Raw genomic sequence first — 15,935 nt, 5'->3', positions numbered from 1 at the left:
ATGACGCAAGTCACGGTGAAAGAACTGGCCCAAGAGGTTGCCGCCCCGGTAGAGCGCCTGTTGCAGCAAATGCGTGAGGCAGGCTTGCCACACACGGATGCCGGCCAAGTTGTGACCGATAACGAAAAGCAAGCGTTGCTGGCCCATCTCAAGAGCAGCCACAAGGTGAAAGTGGAAGAACCGCGCAAGATTACCTTGCAGCGCAAGACCACCAGCACCCTGAGAGTTGCTGGCAGCAAAACCATCAGTGTTGAAGTGCGCAAGAAGAAAACCTTCGTTAAGCGTAGCCCGGAAGAGATCGAGGCCGAACAGCGCCGCGAACTCGAGGAGCGCCGTGCTGCCGAAGCGGCTGCCCGTGAGAAGGCCGATGCACAAGCTAGCCCGCAGCGTGCGGAGGACGGCGCGCAACGCCAGCCTCAGGCTGCGGCCGAAGAACCTACGGGTGGCCCAGCGGCCGCGCCATTAGCCGGCACCCAGCCTGCGGAGCAAGAGGCCGTAGCAGTGGCCGACGGCGCTGCGGGGCAACCGGTGGCGACGCCAGAGCGCCCGGCCGTACCGGCTACCACCGTTCAAGTGCGTAAGCGTGAAGACGCTCCTCGCCGTACGGAGAACCGCCCGGAGAAGACCGCGCGCAGTGCCGAGGACGATCGCCGGGGCAAGAGCCAACCCCATCGCGCGCCCGACAAACAGAAGGCCCCGACGGTACGCGCCGCGCCGCGCACCACCGACGAGGAAAGCGATGGCTTCCGGCGCCGTGGCGGTGGCAAGTCCAAGCTCAAGAAGCGCAACGCCCATGGGTTCCAGAACCCCACCGGGCCTCTGGTGCGTGACGTGAACCTCGGTGAAACCATCACCGTGGCCGACTTGGCCCAGCAGATGTCCGTGAAGGGCGCCGAAGTGGTCAAGTTCATGTTCAAGCTGGGCACGCCAGTGACCATCAACCAGGTGTTGGACCGTGAAACGGCCCAACTGGTCGCCGAAGAATTGGGCCATAAGGTGAGGCTGGTCAGCGACAACGCTTTGGAAGAATCCCTGGCCGAATCGCTCAGGTTCGAAGGCGAGAAGGTTTCCCGTGCGCCAGTGGTGACCGTGATGGGCCACGTCGACCATGGTAAAACCTCGCTGCTCGACTACATCCGCCGGGCAAAAGTCGCCGCGGGCGAAGCCGGCGGTATTACCCAGCACATCGGTGCATACCACGTGGAAACCGACCGTGGCATGGTCACCTTCCTCGATACCCCGGGCCACGCGGCATTCACCGCGATGCGGGCGCGTGGTGCCAAGGCCACCGACATCGTTATCCTGGTGGTGGCAGCCGACGACGGCGTGATGCCGCAAACCGAGGAAGCCGTGCAGCACGCCAAGGCAGCCGGTGTTCCGCTGGTGGTCGCGGTGAACAAGATCGACAAACCGGGCGCTGACCTGGACCGTATCAAGAGCGGCCTGGGTGCGCTGGATGTGATCCCTGAGGAGTGGGGCGGCAATACCATGTTCGTGCCGGTTTCGGCAAAAATGGGTACTGGCGTCGATGAACTGCTCGAAGCGGTACTGTTGCAGGCGGAAGTGCTTGAACTGCGAGCCAGCCCGCAGGCCCCAGGCCGTGGCGTGGTCGTCGAATCCCGCCTCGACAAGGGCCGTGGCCCGGTAGCGACCGTGCTGGTACAAGACGGTACGCTGCGCCAAGGCGACATGGTGCTGGTTGGCTCGAATTTCGGCCGTATCCGCGCCATGTACGACGAGAATGGCAAAACCGTGAAGGAAGCCGGCCCGTCGATCCCAGTCGAGATTCTCGGCCTGGACGGTACGCCGGAAGCCGGTGACGAGATGAGCGTAGTGGCTGACGAGAAGAAAGCCCGCGAAGTCGCGCTGTTCCGCCAGGGCAAGTTCCGCGAGGTCAAACTCGCCCGTGCCCAGGCCGGCAAGCTCGAGAACATCTTCGAAACCATGGGGCAGGAAGAGAAAAAGACCCTCAACATCGTGCTCAAGTCCGATGTGCGCGGTTCCCTCGAAGCGTTGCAAGGCGCGCTGGCGGGCCTGGGCAACGACGAAGTGCAGGTGCGTGTGGTCGCCGGTGGCGTGGGTGGTATCACTGAGAGCGATGCGAACCTGGCGCTGGCATCCAATGCCGTGCTGTTCGGCTTCAACGTGCGTGCCGATGCTGGCGCGCGCAAGATCGTCGAGCAGGAAGGCCTGGACCTGCGTTACTACAACGTGATCTACGACATCATCGAAGACGTCAAGAAAGCCCTGACCGGCATGCTTGGCAGCGATGTGCGGGAGAACATCCTGGGTGTCGCCGAAGTGCGCGACGTGTTCCGTTCGCCGAAGTTCGGTGCGATCGCCGGTTGTATGGTCATCGAAGGTGTGGTCTACCGCAACCGCCCGATCCGGGTGCTGCGCGAAGACGTGGTTATCTTCGAAGGCGAATTGGAATCGCTGCGCCGCTTCAAGGACGACATGGCCGAAGTGCGTAACGGCATGGAGTGCGGTATTGGCGTCAAGAGCTACAACGACGTCAAGGTCGGGGACAAGATCGAAGTCTTCGAGAAAGTCCAGGTGGCCCGTACGCTCTAACCGAGCCTGCCAGCCACGATCCCGCAGCGCCCGGCCTGGCCTTCGCCAGGCCGGGCGTTTGCCGCTTTCAGCCCCCAACAGTGGGGAGATACAGGTAGTTTCACCATGGCAAAAGAATACAGCCGTACCCAGCGCATCGGCGACCAGATACAACGCGAACTGGCCCAATTGATTCGCCGGGAAGTCAAAGACCCGCGCGTGGGCTTGGTCACCATTACCGCGGTCGACGTGTCGCGCGACCTGGGCCATGCCAAGGTCTACATCACCGTGATGGGGGCCGAAGGCCAGGACCAAGTGGCCCAGAGCCTGAAAGTGCTCGGGGCTGCCGCGGGTTTTCTGCGCACCCAGTTGGGCAAGGAAATGAAACTGCGCAGTGTGCCGCAGTTGCACTTCCATTATGACGAAAGCGTGGCCCGTGGCGCCCATTTATCGGCGTTGATCGAGCGGGCGGTGGCAGAAGACAGCCAGCACCGCGACGCCGACAAGGAGTAAGCGGTGGCACAGGTCAAGCGTATCCGCCGCGACGTCAGCGGCATTATCCTGTTGGACAAACCCCTGGGCCTCACCTCCAATGCCGCGCTGCAGAAAGTGCGTTGGCTGCTCAATGCTCAGAAGGCCGGCCACACCGGTAGCCTCGACCCGTTGGCCACCGGCGTGCTGCCGCTGTGCTTCGGTGAGGCGACCAAGTTTTCACAGTACCTGCTCGACGCCGACAAGGCTTACCATACGCAGATGCAACTGGGAGTGACCACCACCACCGCCGATGCCGAAGGCGAGGTGCTACAGCGCCGCGAGGTTACCGCCGGTCGCGCAGACATCGAAGCTAACCTGCCGGCCTTTCGCGGGCAGATACGCCAGATACCGCCGATGTATTCAGCGCTCAAACGCGACGGGCAACCGCTTTACAAGCTCGCACGTGCCGGTGAAGTAGTGGAGCGCGAGGCGCGTTCTGTTACTATTGCCAGCCTGGAATTGCTAGCGGTTGAGGGTACCACCGCAACGCTCGCCGTGAGCTGCAGTAAAGGCACCTATATCCGTACCTTGGTCGAAGACCTTGGCGAGCGGTTGGGTTGCGGTGCCTATGTGGCACAGTTGCGCCGTACCCAGGCGGGGCCGTTCAGCCTGCCGCAGGCGGTCACGTTGCAAGCGTTGGAGGCGGCGCATGCCGAGGGCGGCAGCGAGGCGCTGGACCGGTTTCTATTGCCGGCCGACAGCGGCCTGCTCAGTTGGCCGGCCGTGCAGTTTTCCGAGCACAGCAGCTATTACTGGTTGCATGGCCAACCGGTACGCGCACCGCAGGCACCGGCCTTTGGCATGGTGCGGGTGCAAGATCATACAGGGCGCTTCATCGGTATCGGTGAAGTGGCTGAAGACGGGCGCATCGCGCCGCGTCGCTTGATTCGGTCGGAGTGACCGAACGAGGGTGGCTGTTAATAGGCACGGTCACGCCTCATTTTTTTATACGGGGTTTCGACCTCGGCCTATTGGGTTCGCTTTTAGCGTTTCCCGTTGATTAGGAGAAGCCTCATGGCACTCAGCGTTGAAGAAAAAGCTCGTATCGTTGGCGAATATCAGCAAGCTGCCAGTGACACCGGTTCGCCGGAAGTTCAGGTTGCCCTGTTGACCGCGAACATCAACAAGCTGCAAGACCACTTCAAGGCCAATGGTAAAGACCACCACTCCCGTCGTGGTCTGATCCGCATGGTTAACCAGCGTCGCAAGCTGCTGGACTACCTGAAAGGCAAGGACACCACCCGCTACAGCACCTTGATCGGTCGCTTGGGCCTGCGCCGCTGATTGCGAACGGCCAGTGGTGAGCACAGCGCTTCGCGCTTCGTCCCGGCTCAGGCTGATCGTGGCGCGGCGGCTGTGCGATTCAATGAGGTTGGCGGCTCGCGCCGCCCGATGCGTATGCAGCGGGTGGCCGGGCTTCCAGCCTCAAGTTTTATCTGGACGGCTGCCGGGCCGAACCCCGCGGTTGCCCAAGCATTTTTGTGAGGGTTCGTACGCAAAAGTGGCCCGCAACGCCACGCGCCGTACAACGCCTCGGCCCGTTTCCCCTAGAGCAATAGAAGGTAGGAAGCCGTGAACCCGGTAATCAAGAAATTTCAGTTCGGCCAGTCGACCGTAACCCTCGAGACGGGCCGTATCGCCCGCCAGGCCAGTGGTGCCGTGCTGGTCAGCGTCGATAACGACGTCACCGTATTAGTCACCGTGGTCGGCGCCAAGCAGGCTGACCCAGGCAAGGGGTTTTTCCCGCTGTCGGTGCACTACCAGGAAAAAACCTACGCCGCCGGGAAAATCCCCGGCGGTTTCTTCAAGCGTGAAGGCCGCCCTTCCGAAAAGGAAACGCTGACGTCGCGCTTGATCGACCGGCCGATTCGCCCGCTGTTCCCCGAAGGCTTCATGAATGAGGTGCAGGTGGTTTGCACCGTGCTGTCCACCAGCAAGAAGACCGACCCGGATATCGCTGCGATGATCGGTACTTCCGCCGCCTTGGCCGTTTCCGGCATCCCGTTCAGCGGCCCAATCGGCGCCGCTCGCGTGGCCTACCACGAAGGCACCGGCTACCTGCTCAACCCCACCTACGAACAACTCTCTGCATCGCGCCTGGACATGGTCGTGGCCGGTACCAGCGATGCAGTGCTGATGGTTGAATCCGAAGCCCAGGAACTGACCGAGGACCAAATGCTCGGCGCTGTGCTGTTTGCCCACGACGAGTTGCAAGTGGTGATCAACGCCGTCAAGGAACTGGCCGCCGAAGCCGCCAAGCCGACGTGGGATTGGCAACCGCCGGCTACCAATAGCGCCCTGATCGACGCCGTGCGCGGTGAGTTTGGCGCGGCCATTTCGCAAGCCTATACCATCACCCAGAAGGCCGACCGCTACACCCGCCTGGGCGAGCTGCGTGAACAGGCCATTGCCCGCTTCGCCAGCGAACAGGATGGCGCCCCGAGCGTGGGCGAAGTGAAAGAGATTTTCGGTGAGATCGAATACCGCACTGTGCGCGAGAATATCGTCAACGGCGTACCGCGTATCGACGGCCGTGATACCCGTACCGTGCGCCCGCTGGATATCCAAGTCGGCGTGCTTCCCAAAACCCACGGTTCGGCCCTGTTTACCCGCGGTGAAACCCAGGCGCTGGTGGTCGCGACCCTTGGCACCGCGCGTGACGCCCAACTGCTCGACACCCTCGAAGGTGAGAAGAAAGACGCGTTCCTGCTGCATTACAACTTCCCGCCGTTCTCGGTGGGTGAGTGTGGCCGCATGGGCGGTGCCGGCCGCCGCGAGATTGGCCACGGCCGCCTGGCACGCCGGGGCGTACAGGCCATGCTGCCGAAAGACAGCGAGTTCCCCTATACCATTCGCGTGGTGTCGGAAATCACAGAATCGAACGGCTCCAGCTCCATGGCGTCGGTATGCGGTGCTTCGCTGGCGCTGATGGATGCCGGTGTGCCTATGAAGGCGCCGGTGGCGGGTATCGCCATGGGCTTGGTCAAGGAGGGTGAGAAGTTCGCCGTATTGACCGACATCCTCGGCGACGAAGACCACCTCGGCGACATGGACTTCAAGGTCGCCGGCACTGCCAAGGGCGTGACCGCGCTGCAGATGGACATCAAGATCAACGGCATCACCGAAGAGATCATGGAGATCGCCCTGGGCCAAGCCCTGGAAGCGCGCCTGAACATCCTCGGCCAGATGAACGACGTGATCGCCCAGTCGCGCACCGAGCTGTCGGCGAACGCCCCGACCATGCTGTCGATGAAAATCGATACCGACAAGATCCGCGATGTGATCGGCAAGGGTGGCGCAACCATTCGTGGCATTTGCGAAGAAACCAAAGCCTCGATCGACATCGAGGACGATGGTTCGATCAAGATCTTCGGTGAAACCAAAGAAGCCGCCGAGGCCGCACGCCAGCGCGTGCTGGGCATTACTGCCGAGGCGGAAATCGGTAAGGTCTATGTGGGCAAGGTCGAGCGTATCGTCGATTTCGGCGCCTTTGTTAACATCCTGCCGGGTAAAGACGGCCTGGTGCACATCTCCATGCTGAGCGACCAGCGCGTGGAGAAGGTCACCGACGTGCTCAAGGAAGGCCAAGAGGTCAAGGTATTGGTGCTGGACGTGGACAACCGCGGCCGCATCAAGCTTTCGATCAAGGACGTGCCGGCTGCCGAAGCCTCCGGTATCTAAGAGCCCTAGGCTATAAGAAGGGCCCCGCAGGGATAACCGCGGGGCCTTTTTTTTGCGCTGGCCCGGCTGTTGACGCACCCCATTTTTCAGGGAGCTGCAACTTGCACGCAAAGTTTTACCTTATCCATGCAACTTGCACGACTGAGGCGTAACGGCGGTTTCATAACTGGCTGTTATTAAAAGCATATTTTTTTTCAGCTGTCTGGCACGGCCCCTGCAACAACAATCGCACTGCCCCACTACTCATTAGAACGCCGGGGGAGCTTTTCAAGAGAACAGGAGTTTTTCGTATGAAAAAGTTTGCTATTGCTGCCGCTGCTACCGCCCTGGCCCTGAGCTTGGGTAACGTCGCTATCGCCCAAGCCGCCGAAGCGCAACCGGCACCGATGGTGCTGGCAGCCGCTGAGACGACTAAGGGTGAGGTTTCCGACACCTGGATCACCACGAAGGTTAAAGCCGATTTGGTGACCGAAAAAGGCATCCCAGGCACTGACATCAAAGTTGAAACCAATAAAGGCGTGGTTTCCTTGTCGTCGACGGTGGCCATTACCGAGGCTCAGAAGACTACTGCGGTAGCCATCACCAAAAAGATCAAAGGTGTGAAGGCTGTTTCCGCCGACGGCCTGAAGGCTGAGTAATATCGAGAATAGATATTACCGCCGAACCCCATCCACTGGGTTCATGCTAAGATCAGAAGGACCTGATCACCCTGAGGCCCCGCTCAACTGAGCGGGGCCTTTTTTTCACGAAGGCTCTGGGGCGGTACTTCGCTGGGCTACGCCTGGCCGCGAGGCCGCCCAACCGGCTTGCGCTTGCGCACGCTTCCATTCGCGTGGCGACCTGCCGATTTGCGCCTTGAATGCACGCGATAATGCTGCCTCGCTGCTGTAGCCCACCTCATCGGCGATCAGCTTCAACGGCTGGCCACGATGTATCGCCAGTTGCGCGAGGCTGATGCGCCAGCTTTGCAAGTATTGGCCAGGCGTCACGCCGACAACCTCGTGGAAGGTATTGGCAAACACCGTGCGCGACATACCGGCGGCGCTGGCCAGTGTTTCCAGCATCCATTCCTTTTCCGGGTGTTCGTGCATCGCCACCAGCGCATGGCGCAAGCGCGGATGTGACAAACCCGCCAGCAGCCCGGCTTTGGCGTGGCCGTGCTCCATCGAATGGCGAAGAATCTGGATCAGCAATACTTCGAACAAACGGTCGAGCATGGCTTGCCTGGCGCAGCGTCTGGTGAACGCTTCGTCGAACAGGAGGGCCAACACACCTTCGGCGCCTTCGATCTTACTCAATGGCAAGCACATGAACGCCGGCAGCGCCGCTGCGATCGGATGGGAAGGGCCACCCCCGAATTTAAGGTTGGCACACGCGAAATCCGCGCCGCGCACTTCGTCAGTGATGAAGCGGTGCGCCAACGGGCGCGGGTACAGCAGCAGGCTCGGCTCCCGCACGCGCACGGCAAGCTTGCCCTCATTCACCACATCCGCTTCACCCCAGCGCACCAAGTGCAACTGGCCGGTGCCCTCGGCAGTCAGGTCATTGATGCCGCACAGCGGGCCGGCATGGAATGCCTCTGCCGTCACGCTGAAGCGATCGAACAACGATTCAAGGCGATCAACCATATTCGAACTATGAGTAAAGTTTATGGGACTTAACGTAGCATATCGTACGCCTGATTAGGGCAAAGTAACACCTGCCAACTGGCCTCTATCCGCCCGATCAGGAGTTGCGTCATGTCCATCGAAAAAACCCTTTACACCGCCCATGCCACCGCCACAGGTGGCCGGGACGGCCGCGCCGTCTCGTCCGACAACGTCCTCGACCTCAAGTTGGCCACGCCGAAGGCACTCGGTGGGGCAGGCGGGCAAGGCACCAACCCGGAACAACTGTTCGCCGCCGGCTATTCGGCTTGCTTTCTCGGTGCCCTGAAGTTCGCCGCCAGCAAGGAAAAATTTGCACTGCCGGTCGATACCAACATACAGGCCGCCGTCGGCATCGGCGCGATCCCGACCGGCTTCGGCATCGAAGTCGAGCTGAAGATCAGCCTGCCGGGCCTGGTTCGCGGCGTCGCCGAGGACCTGGTGCAAAAGGCGCACATCGTCTGCCCATACTCGAACGCCACCCGCGGCAACATCGATGTAACGCTGACCATCATCTGAGAAATCAGACGTAATCGATCATTGTTTCCAGCGATAGCCTTCCCCCCATTGCACCCACGACGCCGCAGCCGCAGCGTCGATAGCCTTTCTTTGCCTGGAGAAACCACCATGAACCGTTGGACCCAGATCACCGCAGCCGTCGCCCTGGCCGCATCTACTTCCACCGCCTTTGCCGCCAACGCTGGCGGCCCGCTGGTTGAAAGCCATGTGCAGAGTTTCCTCGAAGCCCTCGCCAAAGGCGGCGGCAAGCCACTTGAAGCCCTGTCGCCGGCCGATGCCCGGCAGGTGCTGCTCGGTGCGCAGAAAGGCGCCAAGTTGCCGCCAGCGGATGTTAGCGAAAAAACCATCGACTACAACGGCCGCCCCTTGAAGCTGACCATCGTGCGCCCGCAAGGTGCGAAAGGCGCGCTGCCGGGCTTCATGTTCTTCCACGGCGGTGGCTGGGTTCTCGGCAGCTATGCCGACCATGAACGCTTCGTGCGCGACCTCGTCGTCGATTCCGGGCAGGAAGCGATCTTCGTCAACTTCACCCCGTCTCCCGAAGCGCACTACCCGACCTCCATCAATCAGGAATACCTGGCCACGCAATACGCCGATACCCACCGCAAGGCATTCAGTCTCGATAACAACCCGCTCGCTGTCGTCGGTAACAGCGTCGGCGGCAATGCCGCGGCGGTCGTTGCGTTGAAGGCCAAGCTGGAAAACGGGCCTAAGCTGCGCTCGCAAATCCTGTTCTGGCCGGTGACCAATGCCAGTTTTGAGAACACGTCCTATGACACCTACGCCAACGGCTATTTCTTGAGCAAAAGCGCGATGAAATGGTTCTGGGACGCCTATACCACCGACACCCAGCAGCGTGCGGAAATTTACGCGTCGCCACTGCTGGCCACGCCGGAACAGTTAAAGGGCCTGCCGCCGGCATTGGTGCAGACCGCCGAGAACGACGTGCTGCGCGACGAAGGCGAAGCCTATGCGCGCCACCTTGACCAAGCCGGGGTGCCAGTGGTGTCGGTGCGCTACAACGGCATGATCCATGACTATGGCCTGCTCAACGCGCTCGCCGACGTGCCGGCGGTGCGCGCAGCGTTGCATCAGGCCAGCGAAGAACTGAAGCAGAGCCTTGAACGCTGAACGAAGCGGCACTCCGCTCCGGCCGGGGGGGCACCTCGTAGATCATTGCCTGTGTGCCACCACCGGCCGCATACGCGCTGTCCCACGTATCACGTTTGAAGCGCCATTCAATACCCACGAAAGGCTGGCAAGGGCACGCAGCTATGCTCAGTCAGCATCCAGGTGCAAATTAGTTGCTACCTTGGCGTTGGCTTGTGCATCGACCAGGTTCGCATCGATCAAGAACACGCGCTCATCGGCCAACTGGCCTTTGTCCACCAAAAAGTTTTTGATCGCACTGGCGCGGGCTTGGCCCAGTTCCCTTAGCAATGCGGTGCTATCGCTCCAAGAGCCGATAACCGCGTCGCGCAGCTTCTGTTCGTGTTCGTCGCTGTCGAGCTGCTGCCAGGCCGCGGGCGGTTGTTGTTTTAAGCGAGCGCGGTAGATGCCTTCGAGCAGGGCGGGCTTTTCGCTGTCGGGTACCTGAAGCAACGACGCCTGGGCGGGGACTTTGTCGCCGCGCCGCTGCAGGATCTTGTACCAGGTGTTCTGATATTCCTGCTCCAGCCGCTGTTGTGCCAGCAATTGGCCGTCGCTGCCCTTGGCGCTGGTGCCTTCCACTTCCAGGCGCAACTCTGGCCGTTGCTTCAGGGCCGTGGCAAGTTTTAGCAGGCTGGCTTGGGCCTGGGCGTCCAGCTCGCTGCTGCCGGGGGCGAACGCCACGCTGCTGAGGTCTTCGGAGTCGGCGCCGTGAACCAGGCCGCCCAGCAATTTGAAGGGTGCCGAAGCCGCGCGCACCAACAGGTTACGCAGGGTTTGCCAAACGATAGGCATCACCGAAAATTGCGGGTTGTTCAGGTCGCCAGACACCGGCAGGGCGATAGCGATATTGCCCTGATTATCCTTAAGCAAGGCCACTGCCAGTTTTATCGGCAAGTTGACCGCATCAGGGCTGTCTACTCTGTCGCCCAGTTGCAGTTGCTCCACCAACACGTTGTTCTGCGCCTGCAGCTTGCCTGAACGGATCTGGTAATGCAGGTCGAGGCTCAACCGGCCCTTGCGTATACGGTAGCCGGCGAATTTGCCGGAGTAGGGGGTCAGGGTGGTCAGCTCTACGCGTTTGAAGCTGGTGGCAATGTCGAGGCTGTTCAATGGGTCGAAAGGCGTGAGGTTGCCTTTGATGACTACCGGTGCATAACGGTCTACACGGCCATTGATATCGACCTGGGCAGCCTTCGGCGAGCTGTTGTCGAGCGTGCCTATTTTGCCTTGCAACTGTTGGATGGCCGTGGCGAAGTTGGGGGTAAGGGTGAAATCGGCAAAGTTTGCCGAGCCTTCGTTGATGCTGATGCCGCCGATGCGAATAGGCATGGGCTTGCCTTTGTTGGCGCTGCTACTGGGCGGTGCGGCGGGGTCGGCCGGCTGTTTGATGATCAGGTCGTCGACATTGGTGGTTTGGTCTTCGTTGATCATGAAGCGCACATAAGGCTGTTGCAGGGCAATGCTGGCAATGTTCAGGCCTTCGCCCTGGCGGTAATCCAGGCCCTGTACGTCGAGCCTGCTCCAGCGCACGAAATCCCGCGATTTGAGGGTATCCAGGGTATGCAACTGGTTCACTTGCGCATTGCCGGTCACGCTGAACGCCAGTGGGTCGGTGCCCTTGAGGTCTACCGCCAGGTCGCTGTCAAGCATCCCACTGCGCAACTCCAAGCGGACGAATGGGCTGATATAAGCCTGGGCCACTCGCAGGTCAAGGTCTTGGGTGGCGACCTTGAGTTGGGCGCTGACTGGCTGTAGGCCCACTTGGCCGCTGGCCTGCAGCTTGCCCTGTTTGCCGACCCCAGTATCGAGTTTGACCGTGAAGGGCTTGGACGCCAGGCTGTCGAAACCTTGCAGGTCGAGGTTCAGCGGGCCCACGTCGAGCGCGACCGGCGCCTTCGGCTGGCGGTCGGCCAAATGAAATTGATAACCGCGAAGCTGCACGTCGGTGAGCAGGATTTGCCAGGGCTTGTCCGGCTTGGCGGCAGGGGGCGGTGCAGCAGTCGTTGCGGGCGGCTGAGGCTGGGGCTCGGCGGGTTTGGCCGGCGGGCTGGCTAGCAGCTTTTGCCAGTCGAGCTGGCCGTCAGCCTCGTGCGCGGCCCAGGCTTCGAGTTTATCGCTGCTGACCTTGCCCAGGGTGACGCGCCGGCTGGCGAGGTCGAACGTGGTATCCGCCACGTCTAGGCGTTCCAGGCGCAGCAGGGGTTTGCCTTCTGCGCTGTCCACGGCAAAGGGGGCTAGGGTCAGGGCCGCCTGTTCCAGTTTCAGGTCGGTGGTGTCGGCCAGATTCAGTTGGTAGGCGGTACTGAAGCTGAAGCGCCCTTGCTTGAGGTCAAGCGGTATGCGGTCGCGTATATAGGGCCACCACACTTGCAGGCGGCCGTCAGTCACTTTGAGGGTGCCGTGCGAGGCGATCGGCTGCAGGCTCACCTGCCCAGCCCAGTCGATACGGCCGCCCGTGGGGCCATCGGCGACCAAGGTCATATCGGCGTTGTCGTCCGGCAAGGTGCTGAGGTTTTTCAGCGCCAGGTTCATCGAATCGTAAACGAACTCGATGGGCTCGCTTGGCCGCTCATCCTTGAAGTGCAAATACCCTTCGTTCAGCGTGATGACCCCGATCCGCACCGGGAAGGGTTTGCTGTCGGGCTGGGCCGGTTTGGGTTCGCTGGGCGGCAGGTTGAACAACTTTGCCAAGTTGAGTGTGCCGTCTTTGGCAAAGGCAAGTTCCGTGTGGGGTTTGTCGAGGGTGACGGCCGCCAGGTGCAATGCGCCGGTCCAAAGGCTGTCGACCTGCAGGTTCGCATACAGCCGCTCGAAGGCCACTTGGTCGGCGCCGGGGGCGCCCAGGTGCAGGCCCCACAGCGTGAGTTCAAGGCTGAACGGGTTGAATTCGATACGTTCCAGCCGTGCCGGCAACGTCGAGTAATGGGCCAGTTGTTGGTTGGCGATTCGCAGGGCCACCCCAGGTAGCAGCAAAAAGCCTAAAAGGGCGTAAAGACCGATGGCCACCAGCACACCGATCGCGGCGCGTATGAATCCTTTGCGCATGAATGTTTCGCCGTGTCGATTAAACGTGGTTTTGAGTATGGCACGCCCAGTCGGTTCATTGTCGGCAGCGCGCCACTCATTATCGTTAGGTTTCGATGCCCAGCCGGCGTCGCGCACGGTGGGCAGAGCCATCGCGCACAGCCCAGCGCAGGATAGGCGCCACGCATTGCACGGCACCGCGCACCCCGTGTTTTTGCAGCCGGCCTTGATGCAGCCCGAGCATTTCACTGGCCCAGCCGGGCAGCAGGTCGATACCGGCGCGCATCATCAATTGGCCCACGGGCTTGGCGGCCCTGCTGGGTGCCGGCGCATCGAGCAGCAGCGTTACCACTTCACGGCAACGAGCGTCGCATAACAACTGTGGGCGCTGCCCCTGAAGGTAATCGGCCACCGCCCCACACGAGGTGGGCACATCCCGGGCGCCCAGGCGTTGCGCCACCAACGCAACTTCCCGGTAATAACGGTCCTGCTCTTCGGGCGGCAGGCGCGGGTTGCGGTAGCGCAAATGTGCGGCGAGAAACTGGCTCATCTCGGCCACGTGTACCCAGGTGAGCAGGTTCGGGTCGCTGGCCGCGTAGGGGCGGCCGTCCAGGGCCGTGCCGCTGATTTGCAGGTGGATAGTGCGCACTTTTTCGATCAGCCATTCGGCATCGTGGGTGGCGCCGAACGTGGTACCGGAAATGAACTGCCCGGTGCGGCGCAGCCGCCCAAGCATGTCCTGGCGAAAATTCGAGTGGTCCCATACCCCGGCCAACGCCAACGGGTGGAGCATCTGCAGCATCAGTGCAGCGATGCCACCGATCAGCATGCTGGTGAAATCACCATGCACTTGCCAACAGACCGACGCCGGGCCGAACAGGCCCGGGTCGCCCTTGGGGTTCTCAAGGTCCAGTTGGCCCAGTGACAAGCCGGTGAGGCTGAGTACCTGGCGCTCGATACGGCGGCGGATAGCGTCCATGCATGGAGCGCCCTCGCGCGGGTGAGGGCGCCTGTGCTCAGCCGCGGTGGCGGCTGCGGAAGAAGTCGATCAGGCCTTGGGTCGAAGGGTCTTCAGCCGGCTCTTCGATCCCGCCGATCAGCCGCTGATACACACCTTTGCCCAGTTCCTTGCCCAATTCCACGCCCCATTGGTCGAAGGCATTAATGCCCCAGATCACGCTTTGGACGAAGACCTTGTGTTCGTACATCGCCACCAGCGCGCCGAGGCGGCGTGGGCTGATACGTTCCACCACCAGCGTATTGCTGGGGCGGTTGCCGGGGATCACCTTGTGCGGGGCGAGCTTTTGCACAGCGTCTTCGGGCATGCCGGTTTCACGCAGCTCCGCTTCGGCTTCGGCGCGGGTTTTACCCAGCATCAACGCTTGGCTCTGCGACAGGCAGTTGGCGAACAGCCATTGGTGATGGTCGGCTACCGGGTTGAAGCTGACCACTGGCACGATGAAGTCCGCCGGGATCAGTAAGGTGCCTTGGTGCAACAGTTGGTGGTAGGCGTGTTGGCCATTGCAGCCCACGCCGCCCCAGATCACCGGGCCGGTGCCCGTAACCACCGGGCTGCCGTCCTGGCGAACGCTCTTGCCATTGGACTCCATGTCGAGCTGTTGCAGGTGTTTGGTGATGTTACGCAGGTAATGGTCGTAGGGCAGGATCGCGTGGCTTTGCGCCCCCCAGAAGTTGCCATACCACACGCCCAGCAGCGCCAGCAGCACCGGCATGTTCTCGGCGAACGGCGCGGTCTGGAAATGTTGGTCCATGGTGTAGGCGCCGGAGAGCAACTCCTTGAAGTTGGCGGTGCCGATGCTCATGGCGATCGGTAGGCCGATCGCCGACCACAGCGAGTAGCGCCCGCCAACCCAATCCCACATTGGAAAGATGTTCTCTTCACGGATGCCGAACGCCACGGCGGCGGCGTTGTTGCTCGACACGGCAATGAAGTGGCGGTGCAGCTCGGCCTCCGAGCCGCCCTGGGCCAGGTACCACGCACGGGCGGCTTGGGCGTTCTTCAGGGTTTCGAGGGTGCTGAACGACTTGGACGAAACGATGAACAGCGTGGTTTCGGCGCGAATGCGCGAAGCCAATTCGTGGAATTCACTGCCGTCGATATTGGCCAGGTAATGGCAGCGCACGCCTTTTTGCGCATAGGGTAACAGCGCTTCGGACACCAGCTCTGGGCCCAGGAACGAACCGCCAATACCGATATTGACCACGTCGGTGATGGGTTTTTCGCTATAGCCACGCCACAGCCCGTCGTGAATACGGGTGACCAGTTCGGTCATCTGGTTGAGCACCCGATGCACTTCAGGCATCACGTTGCTGCCGTTGACCTTGAGCTTGTCACCCACCGGCCGGCGCAACGCGGTGTGCAGCGCGGGGCGGTTCTCCGAGGCATTGAGGATCTCGCCGCTGAACATGGCGCCGATCGCGTCTTGAAGCTTTACCTCATCGGCCAGTTGCACCAGCAGGTCGCGGGTGTGCTGGGTAATGAGGTTCTTGGAGTAGTCCAGAAACAGGCCGCAACCGCTCAGGGAAAATGTATCGAAACGGTTGGGGTCGGCATTGAACGCCTCGCGCATACTGAAGCCCTTCATGGCCGCGCGGTGTTCGCTTAACGCCTGCCAAGCGGGCAGGGTCGTGACGTCGTGGGGTGTGCGGTAGTACGCCATAGCTGCAGGATCCTTATTACTTGTACTGCCTCTTGGACATTGGGCCGCCGGCCCGGTTGCCTTTAATACATGAAGGTTGCGCCGAAGGCCGCGCCAACGGCCGCGCCGGCCCGCAATTACCCCGAGCATACGCGCAGATGGCCAT

12 protein-coding genes are annotated in these 15,935 nt (G+C 61.5%); 8 read left to right on the top strand and 4 right to left on the bottom strand.

Features of this window, described 5'->3' with window-relative positions; all coding sequences use genetic code 11:
- From infB to HAQ05_RS20330, 6 genes are all read left to right on the top strand, one after another.
- Complete coding sequence (gene infB, locus HAQ05_RS20355; protein ID WP_190423918.1) at positions 1–2,574, top strand: translation initiation factor IF-2; 2,574 nt, start codon at positions 1–3, stop codon at positions 2,572–2,574.
- A gap of 105 nt (positions 2,575–2,679) precedes the next feature.
- The gene (rbfA, locus tag HAQ05_RS20350) at positions 2,680–3,066 is read left to right on the top strand and encodes a 30S ribosome-binding factor RbfA (protein ID WP_190423916.1); all 387 of its coding nucleotides are present in this window, start codon (positions 2,680–2,682) and stop codon (positions 3,064–3,066) included.
- Positions 3,067–3,069: 3 nt separating this feature from the next.
- On the top strand, positions 3,070–3,987 hold the full coding sequence (gene truB / locus HAQ05_RS20345) for a tRNA pseudouridine(55) synthase TruB (protein WP_190423914.1): 918 nt from the start codon (positions 3,070–3,072) through the stop codon (positions 3,985–3,987).
- Between the two features lie 114 nt (positions 3,988–4,101).
- Positions 4,102–4,371: a 30S ribosomal protein S15 gene (rpsO, locus tag HAQ05_RS20340; protein WP_190423912.1), complete on the top strand. Its 270-nt coding sequence runs from the start codon at positions 4,102–4,104 to the stop codon at positions 4,369–4,371.
- Positions 4,372–4,659: 288 nt separating this feature from the next.
- The gene (pnp, locus tag HAQ05_RS20335) at positions 4,660–6,768 is read left to right on the top strand and encodes a polyribonucleotide nucleotidyltransferase (protein WP_190423909.1); all 2,109 of its coding nucleotides are present in this window, start codon (positions 4,660–4,662) and stop codon (positions 6,766–6,768) included.
- 290 nt (positions 6,769–7,058) lie between these two features.
- Positions 7,059–7,406 (top strand): BON domain-containing protein, encoded by a 348-nt coding sequence (locus tag HAQ05_RS20330; protein ID WP_190423907.1) that lies wholly within the window; start codon positions 7,059–7,061, stop codon positions 7,404–7,406.
- Between the two features lie 105 nt (positions 7,407–7,511).
- Here HAQ05_RS20330 and HAQ05_RS20325 read toward each other — a convergent pair whose 3' ends face one another.
- Positions 7,512–8,396 (bottom strand): AraC family transcriptional regulator, encoded by an 885-nt coding sequence (locus HAQ05_RS20325; RefSeq protein WP_190423906.1) that lies wholly within the window; start codon positions 8,394–8,396, stop codon positions 7,512–7,514.
- A gap of 111 nt (positions 8,397–8,507) precedes the next feature.
- Here HAQ05_RS20325 and HAQ05_RS20320 point away from each other — a divergent pair, with 111 nt between their 5' ends.
- Positions 8,508–8,933 carry an organic hydroperoxide resistance protein gene (locus tag HAQ05_RS20320; protein WP_190423903.1) on the top strand — a complete coding sequence of 142 codons (426 nt, stop codon included), beginning with the start codon at positions 8,508–8,510 and terminating at the stop codon, positions 8,931–8,933.
- Between the two features lie 108 nt (positions 8,934–9,041).
- Positions 9,042–10,064, top strand: a complete 1,023-nt coding sequence (locus HAQ05_RS20315; protein WP_190423902.1) for an alpha/beta hydrolase — start codon at positions 9,042–9,044, stop codon at positions 10,062–10,064.
- 147 nt (positions 10,065–10,211) lie between these two features.
- Here HAQ05_RS20315 and HAQ05_RS20310 read toward each other — a convergent pair whose 3' ends face one another.
- From HAQ05_RS20310 to pgi, 3 genes are all read right to left on the bottom strand, one after another.
- Entirely contained in the window at positions 10,212–13,130 is a 2,919-nt protein-coding gene (locus tag HAQ05_RS20310; RefSeq protein WP_190423899.1) for a DUF748 domain-containing protein, read from the bottom strand.
- An 85-nt stretch (positions 13,131–13,215) separates the two neighbouring features.
- Positions 13,216–14,088 (bottom strand): oxygenase MpaB family protein, encoded by an 873-nt coding sequence (locus HAQ05_RS20305; RefSeq protein WP_190423897.1) that lies wholly within the window; start codon positions 14,086–14,088, stop codon positions 13,216–13,218.
- A 37-nt stretch (positions 14,089–14,125) separates the two neighbouring features.
- Positions 14,126–15,790: a glucose-6-phosphate isomerase gene (pgi, locus tag HAQ05_RS20300; protein WP_190423895.1), complete on the bottom strand. Its 1,665-nt coding sequence runs from the start codon at positions 15,788–15,790 to the stop codon at positions 14,126–14,128.
- Positions 15,791–15,935 lie beyond the last annotated feature (145 nt).

This window comes from Pseudomonas typographi (assembly GCF_014694385.1).
In the GTDB taxonomy this organism is placed as follows: domain Bacteria; phylum Pseudomonadota; class Gammaproteobacteria; order Pseudomonadales; family Pseudomonadaceae; genus Aquipseudomonas; species Aquipseudomonas typographi.
Note: the sequence above shows the minus strand (reverse complement) of the source record. Positions and strands in the feature narration are given on the sequence as shown.